General features: G+C 67.5%; 29 protein-coding genes. 9 read left to right on the forward strand and 20 right to left on the reverse strand.

The genetic code is table 11. From position 1 onward, the window contains the following. Positions 1-94: 94 nt before the first annotated feature. Together ACRCUN_RS15490 and ACRCUN_RS15495 are read left to right on the forward strand one after the other, a co-directional pair. Complete coding sequence (locus ACRCUN_RS15490) at positions 95-1,120, forward strand: aldo/keto reductase (RefSeq protein WP_462142511.1); 1,026 nt, start codon at positions 95-97, stop codon at positions 1,118-1,120. Between the two features lie 63 nt (positions 1,121-1,183). After that, the gene (locus ACRCUN_RS15495; protein ID WP_462142512.1) at positions 1,184-2,044 is read left to right on the forward strand and encodes a ribonuclease Z; all 861 of its coding nucleotides are present in this window, start codon (positions 1,184-1,186) and stop codon (positions 2,042-2,044) included. On the opposite strand, the gene ACRCUN_RS15500 is transcribed toward ACRCUN_RS15495, so the two are convergent. The 3 genes from ACRCUN_RS15500 to ACRCUN_RS15510 are packed head-to-tail and all read right to left on the reverse strand — an operon-like array spanning position 2,028 to position 5,495. Continuing rightward, positions 2,028-2,867, reverse strand: a complete 840-nt coding sequence (locus tag ACRCUN_RS15500; protein WP_462142513.1) for a transglutaminase family protein — start codon at positions 2,865-2,867, stop codon at positions 2,028-2,030. The genes ACRCUN_RS15495 and ACRCUN_RS15500 overlap by 17 nt on opposite strands. Beyond that, on the reverse strand, positions 2,868-3,845 hold the full coding sequence (locus ACRCUN_RS15505) for an alpha-E domain-containing protein (protein WP_462142514.1): 978 nt from the start codon (positions 3,843-3,845) through the stop codon (positions 2,868-2,870). Between the two features lie 9 nt (positions 3,846-3,854). Continuing rightward, positions 3,855-5,495: a circularly permuted type 2 ATP-grasp protein gene (locus tag ACRCUN_RS15510; protein ID WP_462142515.1), complete on the reverse strand. Its 1,641-nt coding sequence runs from the start codon at positions 5,493-5,495 to the stop codon at positions 3,855-3,857. Positions 5,496-5,728: 233 nt separating this feature from the next. On the opposite strand from ACRCUN_RS15510, the gene rpsT reads away from it, so the two are divergent. After that, the gene (rpsT, locus tag ACRCUN_RS15515) at positions 5,729-5,989 is read left to right on the forward strand and encodes a 30S ribosomal protein S20 (protein ID WP_067847077.1); all 261 of its coding nucleotides are present in this window, start codon (positions 5,729-5,731) and stop codon (positions 5,987-5,989) included. A gap of 34 nt (positions 5,990-6,023) precedes the next feature. Here rpsT and holA read toward each other — a convergent pair whose 3' ends face one another. From holA to ACRCUN_RS15545, 6 genes are all read right to left on the reverse strand, one after another. Further along, entirely contained in the window at positions 6,024-6,986 is a 963-nt protein-coding gene (gene holA, locus ACRCUN_RS15520) for a DNA polymerase III subunit delta (protein ID WP_462142516.1), read from the reverse strand. A gap of 38 nt (positions 6,987-7,024) precedes the next feature. Continuing rightward, complete coding sequence (locus ACRCUN_RS15525; RefSeq protein WP_462142517.1) at positions 7,025-8,554, reverse strand: ComEC/Rec2 family competence protein; 1,530 nt, start codon at positions 8,552-8,554, stop codon at positions 7,025-7,027. After that, positions 8,551-9,354, reverse strand: coding sequence for a ComEA family DNA-binding protein (locus ACRCUN_RS15530; protein WP_462142518.1), 804 nt, complete (start codon positions 9,352-9,354; stop codon positions 8,551-8,553). The genes ACRCUN_RS15525 and ACRCUN_RS15530 overlap by 4 nt, the downstream gene beginning before the upstream one ends. 111 nt (positions 9,355-9,465) lie before the next feature. Next, a complete protein-coding gene (locus tag ACRCUN_RS15535; protein ID WP_462142519.1) occupies positions 9,466-10,665 on the reverse strand; it encodes a hypothetical protein in 1,200 nt (399 codons plus the stop codon). Positions 10,666-10,736: 71 nt separating this feature from the next. Then, the gene (locus tag ACRCUN_RS15540) at positions 10,737-11,126 is read right to left on the reverse strand and encodes a DUF6841 family protein (RefSeq protein WP_462142520.1); all 390 of its coding nucleotides are present in this window, start codon (positions 11,124-11,126) and stop codon (positions 10,737-10,739) included. Between the two features lie 2 nt (positions 11,127-11,128). Beyond that, a complete protein-coding gene (locus tag ACRCUN_RS15545; RefSeq protein ID WP_462142640.1) occupies positions 11,129-11,878 on the reverse strand; it encodes an SPFH domain-containing protein in 750 nt (249 codons plus the stop codon). 100 nt (positions 11,879-11,978) lie between these two features. On the opposite strand from ACRCUN_RS15545, the gene ACRCUN_RS15550 reads away from it, so the two are divergent. After that, positions 11,979-12,356 (forward strand): hypothetical protein, encoded by a 378-nt coding sequence (locus ACRCUN_RS15550; RefSeq protein WP_462142521.1) that lies wholly within the window; start codon positions 11,979-11,981, stop codon positions 12,354-12,356. 62 nt (positions 12,357-12,418) lie between these two features. Continuing rightward, on the forward strand, positions 12,419-13,471 hold the full coding sequence (locus ACRCUN_RS15555; RefSeq protein WP_462142522.1) for an NAD(P)H-dependent amine dehydrogenase family protein: 1,053 nt from the start codon (positions 12,419-12,421) through the stop codon (positions 13,469-13,471). Here the strand turns inward: ACRCUN_RS15555 and ACRCUN_RS15560 are convergent. The 11 genes from ACRCUN_RS15560 to ACRCUN_RS15610 form a co-directional block, all read right to left on the reverse strand. After that, complete coding sequence (locus tag ACRCUN_RS15560) at positions 13,431-14,075, reverse strand: maleylpyruvate isomerase family mycothiol-dependent enzyme (RefSeq protein ID WP_462142641.1); 645 nt, start codon at positions 14,073-14,075, stop codon at positions 13,431-13,433. The two genes, ACRCUN_RS15555 and ACRCUN_RS15560, sit on opposite strands and share 41 nt — an antisense overlap. An 8-nt stretch (positions 14,076-14,083) precedes the next feature. Next, positions 14,084-14,569, reverse strand: a complete 486-nt coding sequence (locus ACRCUN_RS15565; RefSeq protein WP_462142523.1) for an SRPBCC family protein — start codon at positions 14,567-14,569, stop codon at positions 14,084-14,086. Beyond that, entirely contained in the window at positions 14,566-14,901 is a 336-nt protein-coding gene (locus ACRCUN_RS15570) for an ArsR/SmtB family transcription factor (protein ID WP_462142524.1), read from the reverse strand. The genes ACRCUN_RS15565 and ACRCUN_RS15570 overlap by 4 nt, the downstream gene beginning before the upstream one ends. Before the next feature lie 34 nt (positions 14,902-14,935). Further along, the gene (locus ACRCUN_RS15575; RefSeq protein ID WP_462142525.1) at positions 14,936-15,772 is read right to left on the reverse strand and encodes a DegV family protein; all 837 of its coding nucleotides are present in this window, start codon (positions 15,770-15,772) and stop codon (positions 14,936-14,938) included. Position 15,773: 1 nt separating this feature from the next. Continuing rightward, entirely contained in the window at positions 15,774-16,523 is a 750-nt protein-coding gene (octT, locus tag ACRCUN_RS15580) for a diglucosylglycerate octanoyltransferase (RefSeq protein ID WP_462142526.1), read from the reverse strand. Then, positions 16,513-17,181, reverse strand: coding sequence for a glucosyl-3-phosphoglycerate phosphatase (gene gpgP / locus ACRCUN_RS15585; protein WP_462142527.1), 669 nt, complete (start codon positions 17,179-17,181; stop codon positions 16,513-16,515). Before gpgP ends, octT begins: the two co-directional genes overlap by 11 nt. Further along, the gene (gene rsfS / locus ACRCUN_RS15590; RefSeq protein WP_462142528.1) at positions 17,178-17,570 is read right to left on the reverse strand and encodes a ribosome silencing factor; all 393 of its coding nucleotides are present in this window, start codon (positions 17,568-17,570) and stop codon (positions 17,178-17,180) included. The genes gpgP and rsfS overlap by 4 nt, the downstream gene beginning before the upstream one ends. Further along, positions 17,567-18,205, reverse strand: coding sequence for a nicotinate-nucleotide adenylyltransferase (nadD, locus tag ACRCUN_RS15595; protein WP_462142529.1), 639 nt, complete (start codon positions 18,203-18,205; stop codon positions 17,567-17,569). Before nadD ends, rsfS begins: the two co-directional genes overlap by 4 nt. Before the next feature lie 66 nt (positions 18,206-18,271). Beyond that, positions 18,272-19,723 (reverse strand): vWA domain-containing protein, encoded by a 1,452-nt coding sequence (locus tag ACRCUN_RS15600; protein WP_462142530.1) that lies wholly within the window; start codon positions 19,721-19,723, stop codon positions 18,272-18,274. Between the two features lie 13 nt (positions 19,724-19,736). Beyond that, positions 19,737-20,621 carry an AAA family ATPase gene (locus tag ACRCUN_RS15605; protein ID WP_462142531.1) on the reverse strand — a complete coding sequence of 295 codons (885 nt, stop codon included), beginning with the start codon at positions 20,619-20,621 and terminating at the stop codon, positions 19,737-19,739. A gap of 15 nt (positions 20,622-20,636) precedes the next feature. After that, positions 20,637-21,902, reverse strand: coding sequence for a glutamate-5-semialdehyde dehydrogenase (locus ACRCUN_RS15610; protein ID WP_462142532.1), 1,266 nt, complete (start codon positions 21,900-21,902; stop codon positions 20,637-20,639). 72 nt (positions 21,903-21,974) lie between these two features. Here ACRCUN_RS15610 and ACRCUN_RS15615 point away from each other — a divergent pair, with 72 nt between their 5' ends. From ACRCUN_RS15615 to ACRCUN_RS15630, 4 genes are read left to right on the forward strand one after another with little or no spacing between them, the layout of a single operon-like run. Further along, positions 21,975-22,835: a ribokinase gene (locus tag ACRCUN_RS15615; RefSeq protein ID WP_462142533.1), complete on the forward strand. Its 861-nt coding sequence runs from the start codon at positions 21,975-21,977 to the stop codon at positions 22,833-22,835. Positions 22,836-22,880: 45 nt separating this feature from the next. Next, on the forward strand, positions 22,881-23,693 hold the full coding sequence (locus ACRCUN_RS15620) for an enoyl-CoA hydratase/isomerase family protein (RefSeq protein WP_462142534.1): 813 nt from the start codon (positions 22,881-22,883) through the stop codon (positions 23,691-23,693). A gap of 48 nt (positions 23,694-23,741) precedes the next feature. Then, on the forward strand, positions 23,742-24,071 hold the full coding sequence (locus ACRCUN_RS15625) for an ArsR/SmtB family transcription factor (protein WP_462142535.1): 330 nt from the start codon (positions 23,742-23,744) through the stop codon (positions 24,069-24,071). Beyond that, a complete protein-coding gene (locus ACRCUN_RS15630; RefSeq protein WP_462142536.1) occupies positions 24,071-24,673 on the forward strand; it encodes a cation efflux transmembrane domain-containing protein in 603 nt (200 codons plus the stop codon). The genes ACRCUN_RS15625 and ACRCUN_RS15630 overlap by 1 nt, the downstream gene beginning before the upstream one ends. Position 24,674 lies beyond the last annotated feature (1 nt).

A 24,674-nucleotide genomic window follows, 5' to 3' on the forward strand; every position in this document is an offset into this window, starting at 1 on the left:
GGGCTTTCCTCGCGTCGCCCCGTCGGAATAAATCGGAGCACTGATGGGCTGCACCGTCGCGAACCCCGGTGACCATCGAACGAGGGAACGGCACATGAGCACTTCGCATTCGGTACCCACAACCCAGCTCGGCGACGGATTGGCCGTCAGCGCAATAGGTTTCGGAGCAATGGCACTGACCCCGGTCTACGGCGAGGTGGACGACGCCGAGTCGCTGGCCACCTTGAACCGCTGCCTGGATCTGGGTGTCACATTCATCGACACCGCAAACATCTACGGCGGCGGGGAAAACGAAAAGCTGATCGCCAAGCTGCTGGCCGACCGGCGCGACGAGGTCACCCTGGCGACCAAGTTCGGGATCGAGGGCAATCCGGCCGACCGGGCCGCCGGACGGCCCACGGTGCGCGGCGACGCCGAGTACGTGCGGCGCAGCATCGACGAAAGCCTGCAGCGGCTGCAAACCGACGTCATCGACCTTTACTACATGCACCGCCGCGATGTGAAGGTGCCGATCGAGGAGACCGTCGGCGCGATGGCCGAATTGGTCGCCGCGGGCAAGGTACGCCACCTTGGTCTGTCCGAAGTGACCGCCGACGAGTTGCGCGCGGCCGTCGAAGTCCATCCGATCGCGGCAGTGCAGAGCGAATGGTCGATCTGGAGCCGCGATGTCGAGCGAAACGTCGTCCCGACGGCCGCCGAGTTGGGCGTGGGCTTCGTGCCGTACTCGCCGCTGGGCCGCGGGTTTCTCACCGGGACACTGCGCTCAGCCGCCGATCTGGCGTCGCCCAACGATTTCCCCCGCAAGACCATGCCCCGGTTCGCCGAGGGATCGCTGGACGCCAACCTTGCGGTGGTCGACGCCATCCGGTCGATCGCCGAGTCGGTGGGGGCGACCGCCGCGCAGGTGGCATTGGCGTGGCTGCGCTATCGCGCTGAGGCGCTCGGAATAGCCTCGGCGCCGATCCCTGGCACGCGACGCGCCGCGCGCGTCGAGGAGAACCTCGGCTCATTGTCGGTGACGCTGACACCCGAGCAACTGACGGCGCTGGATACCGCGGGGGCGGCCGTATCGGGTGATCGCTTCAGCGACCTCAACTGGGTGTCGGCCGGACGCGAATAACGAACGGACTTCGCACCGCGGTTTTCAGCGTGTCCCGGTCCGGGAACCGGTAGGAATGACGCCATGATCGAGGTCACGCTCCTCGGCACCGGTAGCCCCATCCCCGATCCCGACCGGGCCGGCCCGGCCACCCTGGTGCGCACCGGTGACCAGACCTTTCTTGTCGACTGCGGCCGTGGCGTCCAGCAGCGCCTTGCGGCGGCCGGTTCGGGCGCCAACCGGTTGAGCGCGCTGCTGCTCACCCATCTGCACAGCGACCACATCACCGATCTCGGTGACGTGATCATCACGCGCTGGGTCACCACGTTCACCCCTGATGCACCGCCGCTGCCGATCATCGGCCCGCCGGGAACCGCTGAGGTCGTACAAGCGACGCTCAAGGCATTCGGATTCGATATCGGCTACCGCATCGCCCACCACGCCGACCTCACCGGTCCCCCGCCGGTCGAGGTTCGCGAATACACCGACGGGGTGGTGTGGGACGACCACGGCGTTCACATTCGCGTCGCACCGACCGACCACCGGCCAGTGGCACCGACCATCGGATTCCGCATCGAGCACGGCGGCGCCTCGGTGGTGCTGGCCGGTGACACGGTGCCGTGCGACAGCCTGGACCGGCTCGCGGCGGGCGCGGGTGCGCTCGTGCACACCGCGATCCGTAAAGACCTCATCGAAGGCCTTCCGCAGCAACGGATCCGCGACATCTGCGACTACCACTCGTCGGTACAGGAGGCGGCGGCGACCGCGGCAAGGGCCGGCGTCGGGATTCTCGTGCTCACCCATTACGTGCCTGCCATTGCCCCTGGCGGAGAAGATCAATGGCGCGCGCTGGCCGCCAGCGAATTCGACCGGCAGATCGAACTCGGCGACGATCTGCACCGCGTCGAGGTGCATCCGGGGGTCTGCGTCAAGCCAGCCGGGTGATCTCCACGACCACGTCGAGGTCCGTCGAGCCCTCGCCGGAGTAGATTCCCTTGAGCGGAGCCACATCCGCGTAATCGCGACCCACCCCGACGCTGATGTACTGCTCGTTGATCTCTACGTCGTTTGTCGGATCGTAATTCCACCAGCCACCCGTCCACGCCTGAATCCACGCGTGGCTCTGGCCGTCGATGGTGTCGCCCAGCGTCGCCTTGCGCTTGGGGTGCAGGTAACCCGACACGTATCTCGCCGGAATACCCATGGCCCGCAACATGATCAGCGTCAAGTGCGCGAAGTCCTGGCAGACACCCTTGCCTTCGCGCAACGCGTCGAGACCGGACGAGTGGACGCCGGTGGTGCCCGGCACGTAGTCGAGCTCGCTGCGCACCCACTGCGCCACGGCGATCACGGCGTCGTGGGGATCGTTCTCCTTGGCGATGCGCTCACCGACACGCTGAATGCGCTTGCTGCGCGGCGTGTAGTGAGTCGGGCTGAGCACCTCGTCGAACCGGTCGAACACCGCCTCGGACCGAAGATCCTCCCAGCCCACCAACTCGTCCGGCTTCTCGCCGACCTCGGTCTCGACCACCGAAGCCGAGGTGACCTCCAGTTCGGTGTGCGGCGCGTGCAGATCGAACGCCGTCACCGCGGTGCCCCAGTAATCCACATAGCGGTAAGACCGCGTGGCGGGCACGGTCTCCACCCGGTTGAGGATCACGTTCTGCCGGGAATCCGAACGCGGGGTCAGGCGTGCCTCGTTGAAGGATGCGGTGACCGGCGAGCGGTAGGCGTAGCCAGTTGAGTGCACGACCCGCATACGCCACATCTAGAGCTCCCCTTCTTCGATCACCAACGCATCGCCATGCCCGGCATCGGTCCAGGCCACCCATGGCGCGGAGTGGAAATACTGCAGCGCCAACGCATCTCCGACGTCGCGACAGGTCTTCTGCAGCCCGGCCAACCGGGTTTCGAGGGATTCCAGCAGCACACCCGGCTGCATGAACTCGAGCTCACTGCGGGCCCGGCCCAGCAGCCGCTGCGCTTCGGCGGTCGCCCCGAGCCGGTTGTGCGGCCGGTTGAGCAGTTCGTCGAGGCTGATCTCAGCCAGCCGCAGCGAGAAGAAGATCGACCGCGGGAAAAGCCGGTCCAGCATCATGAACTCGACGACCCGTCCGGCGTCGAGCACTCCGCGGTACGTGCGCAGATAGGTGTCATGCGCACCCGCCGAGCGCAACAGCGTCACCCACGCCGGCGACGAGCCGCTGTCCCCGACCCGGGACAACAGCAGCCGCACCGTCATGTCGACGCGCTCGATCGCCCGGCCCAGCAACATGAAGCGGTAACCGTCGTCGCGGCTCAGCGTCGAGTCCGCCAGTCCGGCGAACATCGCCGCCCGCCCTTCGACATACGACAGGAATTCATGCGGCCCAAGGCGTTTGGCCGCCCGTTCGCGTTCGGCGAGCGCGTTGTATGTGGTGTTGAGGCACTCCCAGATCTCGGTCGAGGTGACCTCGCGGGCGCCTCGGGCGTTTTCCCGGGCGGCCGAGATGGCGTCGACGATCGAGGCCCCTCCGTAGGTGTCGCGACTGAACGCGACGATGTCGGTGAGTGACCAGACATCGAGACGGTCTTTGGGCGGTTCGATGCCGAGCACCCGCAGCAGTGTTCGTGATGCCTGGTCGGGATCGACACTCGAATCCTCCAGCAGCTGGTGGATCGTGACGTCGAGAATGCGCGCGGTGTCGTCGGCGCGTTCCACGTAGCGTCCGATCCAGTACAGCGATTCGGCATTGCGTGCCAACATGTCTGCCCCCTACTGCTGCTGTTGGGACGACGAGCCGTCGGGTACGCCGTCGGCTTTGGGCCCTTTTGCCGTTTTGGGCAATGCCCGAACCACCTCCGCGGCGGCCAGCTCGCGATCCGCGACCGATGTCCGCGATGCCAGCACCCACGTGTCCTTGGAACCACCGCCCTGGCTGGAGTTGACCACCAGCGAGCCTTCGGGCAGCGCCACGCGGGTGAGCCCGCCGGGCAGCACCCACACGTCATTCCCGTCGTTGACCGCGAACGGGCGCAGGTCGACATGGCGCGGGGCCAGCTTGCTGTCGATCTGGGTGGGAACGGTCGAAAGCTGCATGACGGGCTGGGCGATCCATCCGCGCGGATCGTTGCGGATTTTCTTGGCGATGGCCGTCAACTCTTTGGCCGACGCGTCGGGCCCGAACACGATGCCGTACCCGCCCGAGCCTTCGACCGGTTTGATGACCAGCTCGTCGATCCGGTCGAGCACTTCCTCGCGTTCGTCGTCCAGCCAGCACCGGTACGTGTCGACGTTGGCCAACACCGGCTTCTCACCGAGGTAGTACTCGATGATGGTCGGCACGTAGGTGTAGACGAGCTTGTCGTCGCCGACACCGTTGCCCACCGCGCTGGAGATCACCACATTGCCGGCCCGGGCCGCGTTGAGCAGGCCCGCGACGCCAAGTACCGAGTCGGGCCGGAACTGCATCGGATCCAGGAACGCGTCGTCGATGCGCCGGTAGATCACGTCGACCTGACGCTCGCCTTCGGTCGTGCGCATGTAGACCGCGTTGTCACGGCAGAACAGGTCGCGGCCCTCGACCAGCTCGACACCCATCTGGCGGGCCAGCAGTGAGTGTTCGAAGTAGGCCGAGTTGTAGACACCCGGGGTCAGCACCACGACGGTGGGATCGGCAACGTTGGTGGGTGCCGCGTTGCGCAGGGCCCGCAGCAGGTGCGACGAGTAGTCGCCAACCGCTCGCACGCGATGGGTCGCGAACAGGTTCGGGAAGACCCGCGCCATGGTCCGCCGGTTCTCCATCACGTAGGACACCCCCGACGGCGAACGCAGGTTGTCCTCGAGTACGCGGAAGTCGCCCTTGGCGTCGCGGATCAGATCGATACCCGCGACGTGGATCCGCACGCCGTTGGGCGGAACGATGCCCGCGGCCTCACGGTGAAAGTGCTCACAGGAGGTGACCAGCCGGCGCGGGATGACCCCGTCACGCAGAATCTCCTGCTCGCCGTAGATATCGTCGAGATACATCTCCAGCGCCTTGACGCGCTGGGTGATGCCGCGCTCCAACCGCGACCACTCGGCCGCCGAGATCACCCGCGGTACGAGATCGAGCGGGAACGGCCGTTCCTGACCCGACAGCGAGAACGTGATGCCCTGGTCGATGAAAGCCCGGCCCAGCGCTTCCGACCGGGCCTGCAACTCCGAGGCGTCGGACGGAGCAAGCTCGGCGAAGATGCCCTTGTACGGTCCCCGGACGTTGCCGGCCGCATCGAACATCTCGTCGAACGCCTCGGAGTAACGCCCCAGGCGGTTGTAACCGTCGAAGACGCCGCGATGTTTGACACGCGCCGGCGGGGTGCTGCGCGACCGGGCGGACTCAGCCGGCCTCTCGGAAGCGACGGTTCGAAGGCTCATCCCCAACATGCTGCACCACCTGCGGGCTTTTCGCCGGATCAACGACAGCGGCCGTTTCGGCAGGCCAAAGGGCGGGTTGTAGTGGTAGAACTGGGTGCAAAGCCCGGCGTCCAATGGTCGGCGCTTTGGGAGTTCGGGCGTGGCACTGGTACCCTGAGCAGTCGCTGCCCGCGGAACGGTGGGCACACACAGACTTCGGTAACCCCAGCTAGAGAATTAGAAGGAACTTCTTCGTGGCCAACATCAAGTCGCAGGAAAAGCGCATCCGCACCAACGAGCGTCGTCGGCTGCGCAACCAGTCGGTGAAGTCGTCGCTGCGTACCTCCGTGCGTGGCTTCCGCGAGGCCGTCGAGGCCGGCGACAAGGAGAAGGCCGCCGAGTTGCTGGTGTCGACCAGCCGCAAGCTCGACAAGGCCGCCAGCAAGGGCGTCATCCACGCCAACCAGGCCGCCAACAAGAAGTCGGCGCTGGCGCTCGCCCTCAACAAGCTCTGATCTTCACTTCTTACTCTCAGGCTGCATGCCCGGTTCACCGGGCGGCGAGCTCCGCCACCCGGCGCACCGCGGCCTCAAGGGCGTAGTCGGCATCTGCCGCTGCGCCCTTTACGTCTGCATTGAGCGCGGCAACCACGCGCATGGCTTCGGCCACCGAATCCCGCGACCACCGACGGGCCTGCTTCTGCGCCTTCTGCACGCGCCACGGCGGCATGCCGAGCTCCCCGGCCAGGCGGTACGGATCACCGGACAGCGGCCCAACCCGGGCGATCGTGTGCACGGCCTCGGCAAGCGCATCCGCCAACACCACGTGCGGCTCGCCGGCCAGCATCGCCCAGCGCAAAGCCTCGGCCGCCCCGGACACGTCGCCTAGCACCGCCTTGTCGGCGATGTCGAAGCCCTTCACCTCCGCCTTACCGCTGTGATAGCGGCGCACCGCGGCCGCGTCGACCTGCCCGTCGGTGTCGGCGACCAGTTGTGAGCACACCGCGGCCAGTTCCCGGATATTGGAGCCCACGGCGTCCAGCACCGCATTGACGGTGTCATCGGACACCTTGGCGCGCAGCGCACGGAACTCGTTCCGCACGAAATCCGCGCGCTCGGCCGGCTTCACGATGCGCGCACACGGATGTACTTGTGCGCGAAGCTTTTTCAGCTGATCCGCCAGAGCCTTCGCGCGTCCACCGCCGGAGTGGATCACCACCAACACTGTTCCCGGTGGCAAATCGGCGGCCGCCGAGGCGATCAGCGCGACCGCATCCTTGCCCGCCTCCGCCGCGGCCTCCAGGACCACCAGACGTTGTTCGGCGAACAACGACGGGCTCAGCAGCTCGGCGAGCTCGCTGGTGCTGACGTCGCCGGCGCGTAAGCGGTCCACCGGCACGTCGTCGGACCCGGCCAGCTTTCGGGTGTCACGCAGCACCTGCGCCACTGCACGCTCGACCAGCAGTTCCTCATCACCCAACACCAGGTGCAGCCCATCGGCCTGTTGGCTCACCTCATGATCGTTTCACGGCGGCCCGACACCGCTCACAATCAGGTTTGGAGTGCGCCCGCGAGCGTCCACGCCAGCAGCCCGAACGTCAGCACGAACAAACTCCGGCCCATCCACCGGCGTGCCCAACCCAACCGCCACAGCACCGACAGCGCGATACCACCGGCGGCCACCGACACCACGCCCGCGAGCCCCGACGGTGTCGGCACCGTCGAACCCGGCACCGCGGATGCCCACCGCGCGACCGAAAGCAGCCACCACAACTCGGGTCCGGTGAAGCGGATCAGCAGTTGCGCGCCAGCGGGCCACACTGCCGCCATGGCCGCTGCCGCCGTCCCCAGCACGGTGATGGGCGGAATGACCGCGGCGACTGCCATATTCGCCGCGACCGCCACCACACTGAAGGTGCCCGATATCCCCGCGACGAGCGGGGCGGTCACCAGTTGCGCGACCACCGCGACACTGACGGCGGCCGCCACCGGGCGGGGCCAGCCTCGCGCCTCGAGCCGCCGCGACCACACCGGCGCGATGACGACGATGCCCGCTGTCGCACACACTGACAACGCGAATCCGGCGTCGACGGCGAGTTCGGGCGCCGCGATCATCAGCACCAGAACGCTGGCCGCCAACGCCGGGATGGCGCGACGCCGCCGATGAGTCAGCACCGCCAGCAGCGTGACGGCGCCCATCACCGCGGCGCGCAACACGCTGGCCGACGGTTGCACGACGACGACGAAGCCGAGAAGGCCGAGAGCCGCCAACACCACAGCCAGCCGTGGACCTACCAAAGACGCCGTCAGCAGCAGCGCACCGCACACGATCGTGACGTTGGCGCCCGACACCGCTGTCAGATGTGTCAGCCCGGCTGCCCGGAACTGTGCGGTGGTCTGCCCGCTGACGGTCGCGGTGTCGCCCAGCACCAGGGCGGGCAGCATCGCGGCTTGATCGGCAGGGAGCGCGGCGCGCGCCGCGTCAGCGAAATCCGCTCGGATGCGTTGCGCGCCGCGCTGTACCGCCGACGCTTCGCCGATCGAAGGCTGACCCGTCGCCGAGAGCACGGCCACGGTGAGATCGCGCCGGATTGGCCTGGTGATCGCCGCACGAAATCGCGTTGACCGCCCGGGCGCGACGTCGGAGTAGCCTGCGACGGGCGCGAATACCAGGACGCGGCCCGACACTGAGTGGGTGCCGAGCGCCGAGAGCGCACCGCGGAACATCAGCCTCCCGCCTTTGACGACGCGCGGGGTCTCGCTCGGCATGACCGTCACTTCGGCGGTCGTCCCGTACCGGTCGGCGACCGGATGGTGCCGGAGCTGATATGCCCGCAGCCCGATCGCAGCGGCGAAGCCCGCGCCGACGACCACGACCGCGAGGACGGCGGTGCCAGCCCGCACCGCCCCAGCACCTTTCGCAGCCGCAGCAGTGAGCAGCGTCGCGGCCACTAGCGCAACGACGGATCCGGTGACGTACCACAGGGTTCCGGCGGCCGTCACCGACCACGCGGTCAGCGCCGCGGGGACCAGGCGCAGATCGAGGCGGTCACCGTCAGCCGCCGTCGTCGGCGATGTCACACCCGGACCAGCGCGCGCAGCTTCTCCAGCCGGGCGGGGCCGATCCCGTCGACATCGCCGAGCTGATCGATGCTCGCGAACCGGCCGTTGGCCGCGCGCCAGGCCAGGATCGCCTCGGCGGTCACGGGACCGATGCCGGGCAGCGCGTCGAGTTGCTCGACCGTCGCAGTGTTGAGATCTACCGGCCTCGCCGGATCATCCGCCGGAGCCGCGGGTGCCGGGGTCGACGTCTCCCCCGCAATCGAACTGCCCATCGTCGCCGGTTCTCCGGGTGGGGCGGCGATACCCACGACGATCTGTTCGCCGTCGGCAACCCGGCGGGCCATGTTCAAACCGATCAGGTCGGCGCCGTCGAGCGGCCCTCCTGCCGCGGTGAGCGCATCGGCGATCCGGGCGCCGGAGTCCAGGGTCACCAAACCGGGTTTGTGGACGAGGCCGACGACACTGACCACCATCGGGCCGTCCGGTGCCGAATCCGCCGGTGTCGGACTGGCCGACGAAACCATCTGCACCGGTGGCAGGTTCGCGGCTGTCACGGGGGGCGGATCGTCGCGGATGAGGGTGAAGACCGTGACGAGCACCGCGAGCACGCCGACGGCGGCAAGTGCCACGACCCCGGTGCGTCCCGGGTCGGCGCGTACGGCGGCCAGCCACCCTCTGGATTCGGTGTTGGTGGTGTCGGGCAGCCACCGCGACAGCGTGGTGTCCGAAACTTGTGGTTCGCCCGCTGCGGTGTCGTCCGCGTCGTCGGGCGCGCCGAGCCGGCGTCGCAGCCGCTGCACGGGCAGTTCGGTTCCCATGCCCGCGACGGTAGCCCCGGATGCCCACGATTCTGGCCGTGCGGACCGGCCCAAGCGCCTGGCTGTGGATGAAAACCGATCTGTGGATAACCTGGCCCTCCGCGGGTTCGGCTACCCTGCGTGCTTGTCGGTGCGATCGTGGGCCGGTCGATTCTCGCGGGAATCCTCCGACTTCTTGTGCTGCAACGACTTCCGTGGCGCATCGGACAGCGAATCGGTGACCGATTTGACGGTTCGGCTCACGTCACGAACCAGCTTGCGCACCGGTCGATCGGCCGTCTTGCTGTTCTGCCTTGTCTTGGACGGCTCGGGTTTGTCGGTAGGCTCTGCCGTCATGGCAGGCTCGGGCACCGAAGTCGTCGAGACAGGCCCGCCGCCCGCCTCTCGATGGATCCTGACGGTGTGTGGCGGGGCATCGGTCGAACGCTCCGAGATCGACCGCACTGCGGTGGTCGATGTATCCGGGCCGGCTGCCCGGAATGAGTTGTCAAGCGCTCCACGGATGTTGGTCACAGCGGTGTCGACCGAGTCCGACACGATGTCGGACGCCACATTGACGACATCAGTGGCTTGTGCGGCCGCCGCGCTGAGCGCGGCCAGCGGGTCACCGGAGCGGGCCAGCTCCTGCGCACCGGCATCGACGGTCTGCACGACACCGAGCAGCAGCAACTCCCCGGCTTGGAAGGCCACGGCGGCAGTGACTTTGATGGCCTCGACCGCGACGACCTCGGGCAGCGTCTCAGCTCCGGTCTCGGTCGGCACCGGCACTCCGGGCCCCGGAAGCGGCTGGTTGAGCGCCGCCAGGACCGTTTCGCGAGCAGTGTTGACGGCCGCGGGGAAGTCGGCGGGCGTGAACACTGCCGAACCTACCCGCATCAACTGCACGACCGCGATCTCCAGGGTGTTGAAGGCCTTCGGCACAACACGGTTGACGTCGTTGAGGATGATGCCCTCGGCGGCGTCGTTGGCGGCACCGGTGACCGATGCCGCGGCCGTGCCGATCGCCCGCGGTAGTGAGCTCGTGGCCGCCAACGCATTGAGGAATGTCGCAGGCGTCTGTATCGCCGCCAGCGGAACGGTGACCGCCCCCTGCACGACGAACGGGCAGATCACGCTGCAATACAGGACCTGGTTACGCAGGAAAGCCAACGGGATGGCGCCGAGGGGCGGTGACGCGGTGAGTTGGACCTGAGCGTTGACCAGAGGTGGCGCATGCAGTTCGGGCGGCGCTGTCACCGGTGCGGCGACAAGCGCTGCCGCTCCGGCGGCCGCGACGGTGGTCAGGACGGTGGACTGGATGCGCGCATACACGTCTGCCCCCAAAGAGTTGTGTTCCGGACACTGCCCTTACACACGGGCTTCGACGGTGAAAGGTTCAACGCTCAGCCGCCGTGCGCGGCGAGCACCGATATCCGCGGCCCGGCCCCGTCCTCGGTGACCAGATACGTCACTGTCGGGCAATTGAGCTCGTGGCCATGGCGATCTCGGCGCGAGAACGTACCCCGGATCAGTGCCGACGTCGAGTTCAGCGACGTGAGCTCCAAGTGCACCACATCGGTGTGGTCGTATCCGATGGCCCGTAAGCCGTCGAGTTCGCCCTGCATGACGGCGGCCAGATCCTCCTCGGTGGTCAGGGTGACAACGCCGTCGTCGCTGCTGATGATCAGCGGACATCCGTAGTGCCGCAGTAGGGCCGCCAAGTCGCCGTCGCCGCGGGCGCACGCCACGAAGGCGGACAAGTATGTCTGAAACCAGCCCGCATCGATCGCCATGGCTAGCCGACCGCGCGGGTGGACGACGATGGCCCTGGCGTCACACGCTCCAAGAACCGCAGTAGTTCGACGGGGAACGGCAGGACCACGGTGGAATTCTTCTCGGCAGCCACTTCGACGACCGTCTCCAGCAGCCGCAATTGCAGTGCAGCTGGCTCAGCCGCCATGACATCGGCAGCCGCGGCGAGCTTTTCGGAGGCCTGCAGTTCTCCGTCGGCGGTGATGACGCGCGCTCGCCGTTCCCGTTCGGCCTCGGCCTGCCGCGCGATCGATCGCTTCATGGAGTCCGGCAGCACCACGTCCTTGATCTCGACGCGGTCGATGTGGATGCCCCAACTCACCGCCGGATTGTCGATAAGGAGTTCCAGGCCCTGGTTGAGCCGCTCACGGTTCGACAGGAGGTCATCCAGATTGCTCTTGCCGATGATCGACCGCAGCGAGGTCTGCGCCACCTGCCCGATCGCCGACATGTAGTCCTGGACGTCGACCACCGCGCGGACCGGATCGATCACGTTGAAGTAGATGACCGCGTCGACCCGCACCGTCACGTTGTCGCGGGTGATGCCGTCCTGTGCGGGGATAGGCATCGTGATGATCTGCATGTTGACCTTTTGCAGCCGATCCGCGACCGGTATCAACATCGTCAGACCGGGTGACCGGACGTGGTTTTGAACCCGGCCGAAGCGGAAAATTACGCCCCTCTCGTACTGCTTGACCACGCGGATGTTGTTGACACAGACCCAGGCCACCATCAGCACCGCGACGGTGGCGATGCTGAGCGAATAGACCATGTCCATGATCTGACCTCGATTCATGGAGTCAAAGTGGGCGCGTTTGCCCCATAATTCGATTGTGCGACGCCGAGGTGCCTCCCGCCACGATGGCCGCCAAGACGCGGCGCGTGCACGCTCGCGCGGTGTCCGGCGACTCGTCGCCGTCGCCCTCCTCACCGCAGGCCCACTGGTCGGCGTAACCACGGCAATGCCTGCCCCGGTCGCCAACGCATGCCCGAGCGGCATATACATCGGACTCGATGCCGTGGGCGCCCCCTTCCCAACCAACTGCGATCTGGTGGTCGAACCACCGACCGTCATCGGTTCGTCGCCTAGTGCGGGAGCCATCATCGCGTGCCGGGATCTCCCCGGGTGCCTGTCGAACTACGTCAACGGCAACGGGCCGGGCTATGTGAAGGTGCCGCACCGCGACACGACGGTCCGGCAGAGCCAGTAGTCGGTGAACAACCTTCTCGATAGTGTCTACTGCACTGGACAGGCTCATCGAGGAGACGATTCATGACCGCAGGGCAGCAGCCGCTACGCGTGGTTCAGTGGACCACCGGCAACATCGGCCGGCGTTCACTGCACGCCATCATCGGCCGCGACGACATGGAGTTGGTCGGCGTATACGCCCACGGTGCGGACAAGGTGGGTGTCGACGCCGCCGAGCTGGCGGGCTGGCCCGAGCCGACCGGGGTGCTGGCCACCAATTCCGTAGACGAACTGCTCGAGCTCAAGCCGGACGCGTGCTGTTACAACCCGCTGTGGCCGGATATCGACGAGCTCACCCGGCTGCTGTCGGCCGGAGTCAACGTGTGTTCCAGCGCGGCCTGGATCACCGGGGGCAAGCAGACGCCCGAAGATCTACAGCGTATCCGGAAGGCCTGCGAGACAGGCAATTCCACAATCTTCGGTAGCGGCGCTCATCCCGGTATGACGAACATGGTCGGCATGGTGCTGTCCGGGTCATGCGAGCGGGTCGACGAAATCCGGATCACGGAGTCGGTGGACTGCTCGACGTACGAGTCGGCCGGAACCCAGACCGCCATGGGTTTCTCGCAGGATCCCGAAACCCCGGGTTTGGCGGAGAGCGTGCGGCGCGAGAGTGAGGTGTTCGCCGAGTCCGCTGCGATGATGGCCGATGCCATCGGCGCGACGCTGGATCGGATGACGTTCGACGTCACGTTCACCGCTGCCACCGGCGACTCCGATCTGGGCTTCATGCAGATTCCCGCGGGCACTGTCGCGGGCGTGTACGGCTACCACCGCGGCTGGGTCGGCGACAAGAACGTCGTCAGCGTCGGGTTTAACTGGACGATGGGTGACCAGGTCACGCCGCCCAAACCCCTTGAGCACGGCCATGTCATCCAGGTTTTCGGCCTGCCCAACATGCGCACGGTGCTGCACTGCCTGCCGCCCAAGGACTGGACCGAGCCCGGATTCATGGGACTCGGAATGATCTACACCGCGCTGCCCGTCACCAACGCCGTGCCCGCCGTGGTGGCCGCCCCGCCCGGGATCGTCACGCTCAAAGACCTGCCCCCGATCTCGGGGCGCTTCGCGGGCTGAGACGGCCGGCGAGCTTGTCCTTGCCCGGCCCGTCCAGATCCGTTAACGCAGCGCCTCGGCCTGCCATCGCCATGAGCACCGCCTCACCGGGGCCGTGCACCTCTGGTCCGCGACCCCACGCCCAACCGAGATCTGTTGCGACGAGCCGTAGTCCGCGCGTCCGTAGTCCGCCCCGCAGCGGCGGTGCCCAGATCGCGAAGTTCAATACGACGCGCAACCTGTCCGGCGGAATCACCCGCGGCAGCTCCAGTGACCGACGTATGTCCTGTTGGTGGATCATGCCGTCGGCGAGTGCGATCCGCCCGCCGAAGCCGGTGGTCAAGCCTCTCGGCTCGGCGTAGCGCCGAAACAGTGCGATGAGCTCACCGGGCTGTTTGCCGGCGTCCTCGGCGACGCCGACCGCGTTGGCGCCACCGCGCGTGACAAGTCCCTTCGCCATGCGACGGATCAACTCGCCGCGGCTCAGCGCGTCGTAGCCGATCACGTGCGCAACGACGTCGCGGACCCGCCAGTCACCGCACAGCGTGGGACTGTCCCACTGCTGTGGCGTCAGACCGTCGAGGAAGTCGGCGAACTCGGTGCGCTCGTCGCGCGCGAGCTGCATGGTCGAGTTCACGAATCCCCGCTCTCCACGAGCGCACCGTAGCGGCTGAGGTAGAGCGGCCAGCCGGCGTCGCCGTCGACTCCGGAAGCGACGGCCTGCCAACCATCTCCATGCCGGTCGATGTAACGATGTTCGAGTTCGACACGCGTGCGCGTCTCCGACTCGGCGATGAACCGCACTTCGACTTCGCTACAGCGGGCCGGGTCGGTTTCGATTTGCCAGGTGGGGCCGATGTCCCAGGTGAACACGACCCGGTTCGGCGGATCCAGTGCGATGACGCGCGCCCACGCGCATTCGCTGCCGTCGACGCCGCGGTCGTAGATTCTCCCGCCAGGTCTCGCCTCGAAGACGGTCTCGGCGATCGGCACGGTCAGCAGGTTGTGCTCGCGGGGCTTGAAATCGCCGAACTGCTCGGTGAATACGCGGAACGCCCGCTCAAGCGGTGCATTGACCACGATGTCGTGGCGGATGGTTCCCAGCCTGGCCTGACTCATGTGGGGTCTCCTTCCCGGCGCTCTACGGCTTCTTTGAAACCGGCCAAGGCCTGCACCCAGAACCGGTCGAGATAGTCACGCAACGCCACAAGCCCCGCCTCGTTCACGCGATACAGCCGCCGGGTGCCCGCGATCGACTCGACCACAAGGTCGGCGTCTTTGAGCACCCGCAGGTGTTGCGAGACGGCGGGACGCGAGATGGGTAATTGGTCGGCGAGGACGCCCACCGCCACCGGACCGTCGGCGAGTTTCTCGAGGATCGACCGGCGAGTCTTGTCACCGAGCGCGTCGAGGACGGCGGATGCGGATGCGGACACTCGGTAAGTGTGCACTAACGGTAAGTCAACGTCAACCGTTAGTGACGACTTACGGATATACCTCGACCGCCACCCCTACCGCGCCACCACCGACGTGGACCGCCAGCACGGGCCCCATGTCGGTGACCGTGAGCGATGCGATCTGCGGAAGCCGGGCGGTCAGCGCCGCACCGATTTCATCGGCGGCGTCGCGGTTGTCGACGTGGTGCACGACCACGCTCGCCCGCCGGTCCCCGACCACTTCCGCGACCTGATCGACGAGGGCCGCATGCGCTTTCGAGACGGTCCGGATCCGTTGCGACAATACGAGCCGGCCGTCCACATCCAGGCGCAGCAACGGTTTGAGCGACAGCGCGGTGCCGAGCCAGGACGCGGCCGTTCCGATGCGGCCGCTGCGGCGCAGGTTGTCGAGCCGGTGCACCACGATGAATGCGTGTCCATGTCCGACCGCGGCGCGCGCCGCGGCCTCGACGGCGTCAAGATCGGCGCCCGCGCCGGCAGATTGCGCAGCGGCAAGCGCGACGAAACCCACCCCCATGGCCGCCGACCGCGAATTCACGACCCGCACCGCTTGGCCGAATTCGCGGGCCGCGAGCACCGCCGAACTGTAGGTGCTCGACAGCGCAGCCGAAATATGAACGGCGACAACGCCATCGCCGCCGCTGTCAGCCAGCGCCTGCCGGTACGCGTCAGCGAGTTCCTTCGGTGTCGCACCGGAGGTCGTGACCCTCGCACGGTCGTGGACATCGGACGGTACCGGGTCTATGCCGTCGCGCAGATCAGCGTCGTCATCGAGTACGTGTAACGGCACCTGCCGGATCTGCCACTTCTCGCGTTGTTCCTCGCACAGCCGCGACGACGAGTCGGTGACCACTACAACCGTCATGTCAGTCGGCGGAATTCTCGTGTGGCACACCGGCTGTGGCGAGACCTTTGAGCATCAGCTCGGCGACTGCGCGATGGGCTTCGAAGTTCCAGTGGATCCCGTCGGGGTTGCCGCGGCCGTTGAGCACCTCGTCGGCGACCGCGGCCTTGAGGTCGACGAGTGCGACATCGTGCTCCTCCGCCCAGGCCGTGATCGCCCGCACCGTCGGCTCCCTGCCGTGATGCGCCTTGCCGTAAGTCTCGGCGATGTGCACCGAAGGCAGCGAGGCCACCACCGGTATCCCGGGCCGGTTGAAATCGATTGCGCTGCGCGTCATCTCAAGGTATTCGACCGTCACGTGCGGCGGCAGCGCCGACCGCGCAATTGGCGAAAGACGTGGTTGGGCCCAACCATAGCCGTCGCGGACCCAGCGTCGCAGCCACGCCGGACGCACATAGCGGATCAGCTCACGCAACGCCGTCGGCAGCGGCGAGGGCAGCGAATCCATGCCGCTCGTCGCGAAGATCACCGCGCCGGCACGGGGAAGGGCCGCCCACGACCGTGGGTCCTGGGTCGCAGCCCACCACACATCGCGGCACGTCCAACCGATCCGGCCGATGAGCTCCAGATCCCAATCGAGTTGATCTGCCACGATGTTGGGCCAGATGCGCGGATCGTCGGACGGCAATCCGCCGGTCGGGCCGAAGTAGGACAGCGAGTCGGCGAACACCAACAGCACCGGCCTGCGCTCGGCGGAGCGCTCAGAGGACATCGTTGGCAACCTGAGCCGACGCGTTCCACACGTCCAGCCGCCACCGGATCGCCGGGAACTCCGCGTCGTCGGCGGAATGCCCGGACAATTGAACCCAGCTCGCGTTGCCCATACCGCCCAGCACGGGCCAGTTGTCGACGGGCAGCCCCAGCAAGCGGGCAGTCAGAGCCGCGATGAGCCCACCGTGAGCGACGAGCACAACCGGGCGCTCTGGCCCGTCGATCCCCCACTCCTGTTGTTCGGCAACGAGTTCCGCCACAACGGGCATGCTGCGTTCGGCGACGTCGACGCGGCTCTCGCCGCCGTGGGGCGCCCACCGCGCGTTATCGCGCCAGGCCAGCCGCGCACCCGGCGCCGCGGCGTCCACCTCGAGATGGGTGAGACCCTGCCAGTCGCCGAGATGAGTCTCGCGCAGCCGCTGGTCGACCTCGACCGAGATTCCGGCGCGATCGCCCAGTGTCACCGCGGTATCCAGCGCCCGCTTGAGATCCGACGACACGATCAACAGGGGCTGGCGCTTCGCCAGCACCTCTGCAGCCGCGGCCGCCTGGTCCCGCCCCAGGTCCGACAGCTCGGTGTCGAGCTGCCCCTGCATCCGGCTCCCGGCGTTGTACTCGGTCTGACCGTGACGCAGCATGACCAGGCGGCGCACCCTCATTCGGCGTCTCCGTCCGGCGCGTCCGGCTGCTGATCGAGATCCACCGGCACCAGCGGGCAGTCTTTCCACAGCCGGTCCAGTGCATAGAAATTACGTTCGTCCTGGTGCTGGATGTGCACCACGACGTCGACATAGTCGAGCAGCGTCCAGCGACCTTCCCTGGTGCCTTCCCGGCGGGCGGGCTTGTAGCCGGCGCGGCGCATCTTCTCCTCGACCTCGTCGACGATCGCGTTGACCTGACGCTCATTCGAGGCTGACGCGATGACGAAGCAGTCGGTGATCACGAGCTGACCCGACACGTCGATGACCACGACGTCGTCGGCAAGCTTGGAGGCGGCGGCTTGCGCGGCGACGGTGGCCATGTCGACGGCTTCGGCAGTGGCGGTCATCGGGCCGCCCCCGCGTTCGTCGCGTCGGCGGTATAGAGGCCACGCTTGGCCACGTACTGCACCACGCCATCGGGCACCAGATACCAGATCGGCCGAGACTGCTCGGCCCGCCTCCGGCAGTCACTCGACGAAATCGCCAACGCAGGCACCTCCACAAGTTTGAGCGCGTCGGGCGGTAGTTCCTGCAACGCCGCGGAGATGTGTTTACCGTCGAGCTCGTACCCAGGCCGGCTCACGCCGACGAATCTCGCCATCGAAAACAGGTCCTCCCAGTTCTGCCAGGACAGGATCGACGCCAGCGCATCAGCACCGGTGATGAAGTACAGATCCGCGTCCGCGTTCAAATCGCGCAGGTCGCGCAGGGTGTCTTTGGTGTAGGTCGGACCGCCACGGTCGATGTCGACGCGGCTCACCGAGAACCGCGGATTGGACGCGGTGGCGATGACCGTCATGAGGTAGCGATCCTCCGCCTCGGTGACGCGTCGATCGTGCTTTTGCCACGGCTGACCGGTCGGCACGAACACGACCTCATCGAGGTCGAACAGGTCGGCAACCTCACTGGCCGCCACCAGGTGCCCGTTGTGAATGGGATCGAACGTCCCACCCATCACGCCGAGCCTGCGTCGAGAAGCCACGAATAGCCAGCTTACGGCAGCGTCGACGCGCGCCCGCACCGACGCAAATGCGAAGGCTCCCGCCACTCAGACCGGCAGCAACCCGTCGATGACCGCGGCCAGCTGCTTGGCCGAACGGCACTCGTGCATCGGGATGACATCGAGGTATTTCGGCACCGCGGAGTCCCCGCTACCCCAGAGATGCTTGGGCTCGGGATTGAGCCAGTGCGCATGGCGGCTGGACGACACCATGTGCGCCAGCAGCTCGGCCTCGGCGTTGCGGTAGTTGTTGCGGCCGTCGCCGAGGACCAGCAGTGAGCTCCGCGGCGACAGCACGTTGGGGTACTTGTCGAGGAAGGACACGAACGCGTGCCCGTAGTCGGAGTGTCCGTCGCGGGTGTACACACCCGCCTCGCGCGTGATGCGCTGGACGGCGACGGCCAGATCGGACTCCGGCCCGAACAGTTCGGTGACCTCGTCGGTGGTGTCGATAAAGGCAAAGACGCGAACCCTACTGAACTGCTGGCGCAGGGCGGCCACCAGCATCAGGGTGAAGTGGCTGAAGCCCGCGACGGACCCGGAGACGTCACACAGCACCACGAGTTCGGGCCGGGCCGGGTGCGGCTTCTTGAGCACGACGTCGATCGGCACGCCCCCGGTGGACATCGACTTGCGCAACGTCTTACGCAGGTCGATCTCCCCGGCGCGGGACCGTCGGCGGCGCGCGGCCAGCCGGGTCGCCAGCGTGCGGGCCAGCGGAGCCACCGTCTTGCGCATCTGCTTCAGCTGTTCGCCGGAGGCGCGCAGGAACTCGACGTTCTCCGCCAGCTGCGGCACCCCATACATCTGGACGTGTTCGCGGCCCAGCTGTTCGGCGGTGCGGCGTTTGGTCTCCGACTCGACCATCTTGCGCAGTTGCGCGATGCGCTGGGCGGCCAGCGCCTTGGCGATCTCCTCCTGCGTGGGTGTGGGTTCTTCGCCGTACGGGGCGAGTAGCCCGGCCAGCAGGCGGCCTTCCAGATCGTCGAGGCTCATGGCCTTGAGCGCCTGATACGACGAGTACGACGGGCCGCGGCTGGAGTTGTAGCGGCCGTAGGCCTCGACGATCTGGGCGATCATCGCCGCCAGTCGATCGTCGAGGTTGGCCAGCTCCTCGTTGTCGGTGAGCATCTGTACCAGTGCCGCGCGCATCGCCTCGATGTCTTCGGGCGGCAGATGCTGGTCGTCTTCAGCCGGACCGTTCGAGGCATCGTCGTCGATCACCGTGCGCGCACCCAGTGCCGCCGGGAAGAACAGGTCGAACATCGCGTCATAGGTATCGCGGTGGTCGGCGCGGCGCAACACCGCGCATGCGATGCCCTCGCGCAACGCCTCACGGTCACCCAGGCCCAGCACCGTGATGACACGCCCGGCATCGACCGTCTCCGACGGCCCGACCGAAATGCCCTGCCCGCGAAGGGCTTCGACGAATTCCACCAGATGGCCCGGCAGACCGTGCGGGGCCAGCGGCTGGGGTGGTCGGATCCGGCGCGACGCCATCAGTCGTTGCCCGTCAATTCAGCCGGAGCTCGCCGGCCGCGCGCTGCTGATCCGACTGGTGTTTGAGCACCACACCTAGGGTTGCCGCGATCATCTGGTCGTCGATCGTGTCCAGACCGAGGGCCAGCACGGTGCGGCCCCAGTCGATCGTCTCGGCAACCGACGGCAGCTTCTTGAGCTGCATGCCGCGCAGCACGCCGATGATGCGCACGAGTTCGGTGGCGATGTGCTCGGGCAGTTCCGGCACCCGGGACAGCAGGATGCGCCGCTCGAGGTCCGGATCGGGGAAGTCGATGTGCAGGAACAGGCAGCGGCGTTTGAGCGCCTCCGACAACTCGCGGGTCGCGTTGGAGGTCAGCACGACGAACGGCGGCCGCTCGGCGGTGATGGTGCCCAGTTCAGGCACGGTCACCGCGAAGTCGGAGAGCACCTCCAACAGCAGCCCCTCGATCTCGATGTCGGCCTTGTCGGTCTCGTCGATGAGCAGCACGGTCGGGTCGGTGCGCTTGATCGCGGTCAGCAGCGGACGGGTCAGCAGGAACTCCTCGCTGAACACGTCGTCTTTCGTGCGGTCCCAATCGGCTCCCGCGCCCTGGCCGGCCTGGATCCGCAGGATCTGCTTGGCGTGGTTCCACTCGTAGAGCGCACGCGCCTCGTCGACGCCCTCGTAGCACTGCAGCCGCACGAGCTCCGAACCCGTCGATTGGGCCACCGCGCGGGCCAGTTCGGTTTTCCCGACGCCGGCGGGCCCCTCCACGAGCAACGGCTTGCCGAGCCGGTCGGCGAGGAAAACCGCGGTGGCGGTGGCGGTATCGGGCAGGTAGCCGGTCTCGGCCAGCCGTCGCGCGACATCGTCGATGTCGGCGAACAGCGGCGCCGGGCGTGCGGGCACGCTCATATCTCTCCTGGTTGTCTAAGCCGGGCGGGTTTGACCGTCACCCCACACGATCCACTTGGTCGAGGTCAGCTCGGGCAATCCCATCGGCCCGCGGGCATGCAGCTTCTGGGTGGAGATGCCGATCTCGGCGCCGAAACCGAACTGCTCTCCGTCGGTGAACGCGGTGGACGCGTTCACCATCACCGCGGCCGCGTCGACGCGCTCGGTAAAGCGCTGGGCGGCAGCGAGATCGGTCGTGACGATGGCCTCGGTGTGTCCGGTGCCGTAGGTGTTGATGTGGTCGATCGCCCCGTCGACCCCGTCCACCAGGGCCACGGCGATGTCCATCGAGAGAAACTCGGCCCGCAGTTCGTCGTCGCTGGGATCGGCGTGCACGGTGACACCGGCGCCCTGCAGCGCCGCTGTCAGCCGTGGCAGCGCGGTCTCCGCGACCGCGCGGTCGACCAACAGCGTCTCGGCGGCATTGCACACACTGGGCCGCCGCGTCTTGGAGTTCAGCAGGATCTTCTCGGCCAGGTCGAGATCGGCCGATTCGTCAACGTAGACATGGCAATTGCCCACGCCCGTCTCGATCGTCGGGACCTGAGCGTCGCGCACCACGGCGTCGATCAGACCGGCGCCGCCCCGCGGGATCACCACGTCGACGAGGCCGCGCGCCTGGATGAGGTGCGTGACGCTCGCGCGGTCATGGCTCGGCAAGAGCTGCACCGCATCGAGCGGCAGCCCCTCACCGGCCAGGGCGGACCGCAGCGCGATCACCAGCGCGTCGTTGGATCGCGCCGCCGACGAACTGCCACGCAGCAGCGCCGCGTTACCGGATTTCAGGGTCAGGCCGAACGCGTCGACCGTCACGTTGGGCCTGCCCTCGTAGACCATGCCGACGACTCCGAGCGGCACCCGCTGCTGACGCAGCTGCAAGCCGTTGGGCAGGGTGCGGCCGCGCAGCACTTCCCCGACCGGATCGGGCAGGCCCGCGACCTGACGCAGACCGGCAGCGATACCGTCCACGCGCTGCGGGTTGAGGGCCAAGCGGTCGAGCATGGCCTCGGGAGTGCCAGCGGCGCTCGCCGCCTCGACATCCGCGGCATTGGCGGCCAGTACCTCGTGGACATGCGACAGCACGCTGTCAGCGGCCGCGTGCAGGGCGCTGTTCTTCGCCGCGGCGCTCAAGGTCGCCAGCGTCCGGGCCGCGACCCTGGCCCGCCGCGCGGCGTCGTGGACCTGTCCACGCAGGTCCGCGTCCGGGACCGCAACAGCACTCGACTGCGTCTGAACGCTCATCCAGCCAGCGTATCCGACCTGTTGGCAGCGTTCGACGCGTGTCAGGCCCCGGCTCGTCTAGCGTTGTCGGCTATGGCTCCTTCGCGCGTATGTGTCGTCGGAAGCATCAATGCCGACCTCACCTTCGCCGTGCGCACGCTGCCGCGTCCGGGCCAGACCGTCCTGGCGTCCTCGCTCGTGTCGACACCGGGCGGCAAGGGCGGCAATCAGGCCGTCGCCGCCGCGCGCGCAGGCGGCACCGTCGCACTCGTGGCCGCCGTCGGCGACGACGCCGCGGCCGGGTCCCTGCGCGCGCACCTGCGCGCCAACGACGTCAACCAGGAAGCGGTCGTGAGTCTGCCCGGCCCGAGCGGATCGGCCGTGATCGTGGTCGACGCCGCCGGTGAGAACAGCATCGTCGTCGCACCTGGCTCGAACGCGCTTCTTGAGGTGGATTCGGCGGCCGCCCGTTCCGCGATCTGCGGCGCCGACGTCGTGCTGTTGCAGCTCGAGATTTCCGCCCAGACCGCGATCGCGGCGGCCCGGCTGGCCCGTGCGGCCGGAGCCGTCGTGATGCTCAACGCGTCACCCGCCGGAACCGCGGCACACCACCTGCTGGCGCTGTCGCACTCGGTCGACGTGGTCGTGGTCAACGAGACCGAAGCCGCGGAATGGCACTGGCCGGTAAAGCATCTCGTGATCACCCGGGGCTCGAAAGGAGCGAGCTATCTGGGCGAGGACGAACGCTTCGACGTCCCCGCCCCCAAGGTGCGCGCCGTCGATACGGCCGGGGCCGGTGATGTGTTCGCCGGTGTCCTGGCAGCCGGCTGGCAATCGGGCCACGAAGATGCGCTGCGACGCGCGTGCGCGGCTGGTGCGCTTGCGACTTTGGTGCGCGGTGCGGGCGACTGCGCGCCCGACGCGGCCGACATCGACGCCGTGCTGACGCACTGAGGCGACCAACTGAAGGCGATACCGTTGCCGTTATAGTCGCCAGCTATGACACCGCGACCGCCCGAAGGCGACTGGCTCGGCACGCCATATCTCAAGTTCGAGCGGCAGGGCCCGTTCGGCGTCGTCACGCTCGACCGGCCTGAGGCGCGCAACGCCATGACGCCGGCGATGTACTTCGGGATCCGGTACGCCGTCACGCATGTGGAGTCCGATCCTGACCTCGCAGGTCTGCTGATCACCGGCACGGGAGACGTGTTCGCGCCGGGTGGCGATCTCGGCGGCGGGGACGGGGTCGACGACTGGATGAGTTTCGGCGCGGCCCTGTCGATGGATGTGACGCCGTTCGAGACGCTGCGCCAGTCCGTCAAACCAGTTGTCAGCGCGGTCAACGGGTTGTGCCAGGGCGGCGGTCTGCAGATTGCGATGTGCAGCGACATGGCCGTCGTCAGCGACCGGGCCACATTCCGGGTGCCCGAGCTCTACCGCGGCATCGCCGACACGTACTACAGCCAGATGCTGGCCCGGTTGATCGGACCGGTGCGCACGCGCGACCTGATGTTCACCGGCCGCACGCTGAACGCCGACGAGGCGGTCGACTGGGGCATGGTGGCGCGCGTCGTGCCGCACGACCGACTGCTCGACACCGCGCGTGAGGTGCTGGCGCAATGCTGCCGCACCGCGCCGCGCGCCCGTGGCGTGGTCAAGTCCAGCTTGGACAACTATCTGGGCTTGTTCGACCGGATCGGGATGAAGGCCAGCTACAGCGGCGATGAGGCCGCCGAAGGGTTCCGCGCCTTCAAGCAGCGGAGATCGCCCGAGTGGGTCCATCCCGAGCTCCGGACCGACGGCCGACTCTGAGTTAGTTCACGCTTTTCTGAATTCAGTTTTCGATGTACTGTCCCAGATGTGGAGACAGTCATCAACGGCACCGCGCTGTCTCGGTTCGGATACGCACTCTCGGACCCGACGCGCGCCCGCATCCTGCTGATGTTGCGCGAGGGGCCGCACTATCCCTCCGACCTCGCCGACGCCATCGGGGTGTCCCGCCAGACTCTGTCCAATCACCTGGCTTGCCTTCGCGGTTGCGGGCTGGTGGTGGTCCAGCCCGAAGGCCGGCGCAACCGTTATGAACTCGCCGACCGCCGAATCGCGCACGCACTCGACGACCTCGTCGGCCTGGTGCTCGCCGTGGACCCGGCCTGCTGTCCCAGCGCCGACACCGACGGCTGCTGCTGATGGCGACCGCCACCCGCCAGGACGTGTTGGCCCGCCGTATCCGTTGGCTCGTCGCGGCGACGATCACCTACAACGTCATCGAGGCGGTCATCGCACTCGCCGAGGGTGCTCGGGTGTCGTCGTCGGCACTGATCGGGTTCGGCCTTGACTCGGCGGTCGAGGTGTCCTCGGCGGCGGTGGTGGCGTGGCAGTTCGCCGCCAAGGATCCCGAGACCCGGGAACGAACGGCACTGCGGCTCATCGCATTCTCGTTCTTCGCGCTCGCCGCGTACGTGACGGTCGACGCGACGATGTCGTTGTTCGGCATCGGCGAAGCCGCGCATTCACCGGTCGGCATCGCACTCGCGACCGCGAGCCTGCTCGTCATGCCGGTGCTGTCGCTGACTCAGCGCCGGGCCGCACGTGAGCTCGGATCCCGTTCGGCGTTCGCCGATTCCAAGCAAACACTGCTGTGCACGTACCTGTCCGCCGCGCTTCTGGTCGGCCTGCTGTTGAACGCGCTGTTCGGGTGGGCGTGGGCCGACGGCGTGGCCGCACTTGTGATCGCCGCACTGGCCGTCCGCGAAGGCATCAACGCCTGGCGTGGTGACCCATGCTGCTAGA

The organism is Mycobacterium venezuelense, from assembly GCF_054919535.1.

What these genes read in the sequence shown, in the direction of transcription:
- ACRCUN_RS15490 (WP_462142511.1), top strand. Translation starts at nt 95, where the DNA reads ATGAGCACTTCGCATTCGGTACCCACAACCCAGCTCGGCGACGGATTG.
- ACRCUN_RS15495 (WP_462142512.1), top strand. Translation starts at nt 1,184, where the DNA reads ATGATCGAGGTCACGCTCCTCGGCACCGGTAGCCCCATCCCCGATCCC.
- ACRCUN_RS15500 (WP_462142513.1), bottom strand. Translation starts at nt 2,867, where the DNA reads ATGTGGCGTATGCGGGTCGTGCACTCAACTGGCTACGCCTACCGCTCG.
- ACRCUN_RS15505 (WP_462142514.1), bottom strand. Translation starts at nt 3,845, where the DNA reads ATGTTGGCACGCAATGCCGAATCGCTGTACTGGATCGGACGCTACGTG.
- ACRCUN_RS15510 (WP_462142515.1), bottom strand. Translation starts at nt 5,495, where the DNA reads ATGAGCCTTCGAACCGTCGCTTCCGAGAGGCCGGCTGAGTCCGCCCGG.
- ACRCUN_RS15530 (WP_462142518.1), bottom strand. Translation starts at nt 9,354, where the DNA reads ATGGGAACCGAACTGCCCGTGCAGCGGCTGCGACGCCGGCTCGGCGCG.
- ACRCUN_RS15540 (WP_462142520.1), bottom strand. Translation starts at nt 11,126, where the DNA reads ATGGCGATCGATGCGGGCTGGTTTCAGACATACTTGTCCGCCTTCGTG.
- ACRCUN_RS15545 (WP_462142640.1), bottom strand. Translation starts at nt 11,878, where the DNA reads ATGGTGGCCTGGGTCTGTGTCAACAACATCCGCGTGGTCAAGCAGTAC.
- ACRCUN_RS15555 (WP_462142522.1), top strand. Translation starts at nt 12,419, where the DNA reads ATGACCGCAGGGCAGCAGCCGCTACGCGTGGTTCAGTGGACCACCGGC.
- ACRCUN_RS15560 (WP_462142641.1), bottom strand. Translation starts at nt 14,075, where the DNA reads ATGCAGCTCGCGCGCGACGAGCGCACCGAGTTCGCCGACTTCCTCGAC.
- ACRCUN_RS15565 (WP_462142523.1), bottom strand. Translation starts at nt 14,569, where the DNA reads ATGAGTCAGGCCAGGCTGGGAACCATCCGCCACGACATCGTGGTCAAT.
- ACRCUN_RS15575 (WP_462142525.1), bottom strand. Translation starts at nt 15,772, where the DNA reads ATGACGGTTGTAGTGGTCACCGACTCGTCGTCGCGGCTGTGCGAGGAA.
- octT (WP_462142526.1), bottom strand. Translation starts at nt 16,523, where the DNA reads ATGTCCTCTGAGCGCTCCGCCGAGCGCAGGCCGGTGCTGTTGGTGTTC.
- gpgP (WP_462142527.1), bottom strand. Translation starts at nt 17,181, where the DNA reads ATGAGGGTGCGCCGCCTGGTCATGCTGCGTCACGGTCAGACCGAGTAC.
- rsfS (WP_462142528.1), bottom strand. Translation starts at nt 17,570, where the DNA reads ATGACCGCCACTGCCGAAGCCGTCGACATGGCCACCGTCGCCGCGCAA.
- ACRCUN_RS15600 (WP_462142530.1), bottom strand. Translation starts at nt 19,723, where the DNA reads ATGGCGTCGCGCCGGATCCGACCACCCCAGCCGCTGGCCCCGCACGGT.
- ACRCUN_RS15605 (WP_462142531.1), bottom strand. Translation starts at nt 20,621, where the DNA reads ATGAGCGTGCCCGCACGCCCGGCGCCGCTGTTCGCCGACATCGACGAT.
- ACRCUN_RS15610 (WP_462142532.1), bottom strand. Translation starts at nt 21,902, where the DNA reads ATGAGCGTTCAGACGCAGTCGAGTGCTGTTGCGGTCCCGGACGCGGAC.
- ACRCUN_RS15615 (WP_462142533.1), top strand. Translation starts at nt 21,975, where the DNA reads ATGGCTCCTTCGCGCGTATGTGTCGTCGGAAGCATCAATGCCGACCTC.
- ACRCUN_RS15620 (WP_462142534.1), top strand. Translation starts at nt 22,881, where the DNA reads ATGACACCGCGACCGCCCGAAGGCGACTGGCTCGGCACGCCATATCTC.
- ACRCUN_RS15630 (WP_462142536.1), top strand. Translation starts at nt 24,071, where the DNA reads ATGGCGACCGCCACCCGCCAGGACGTGTTGGCCCGCCGTATCCGTTGG.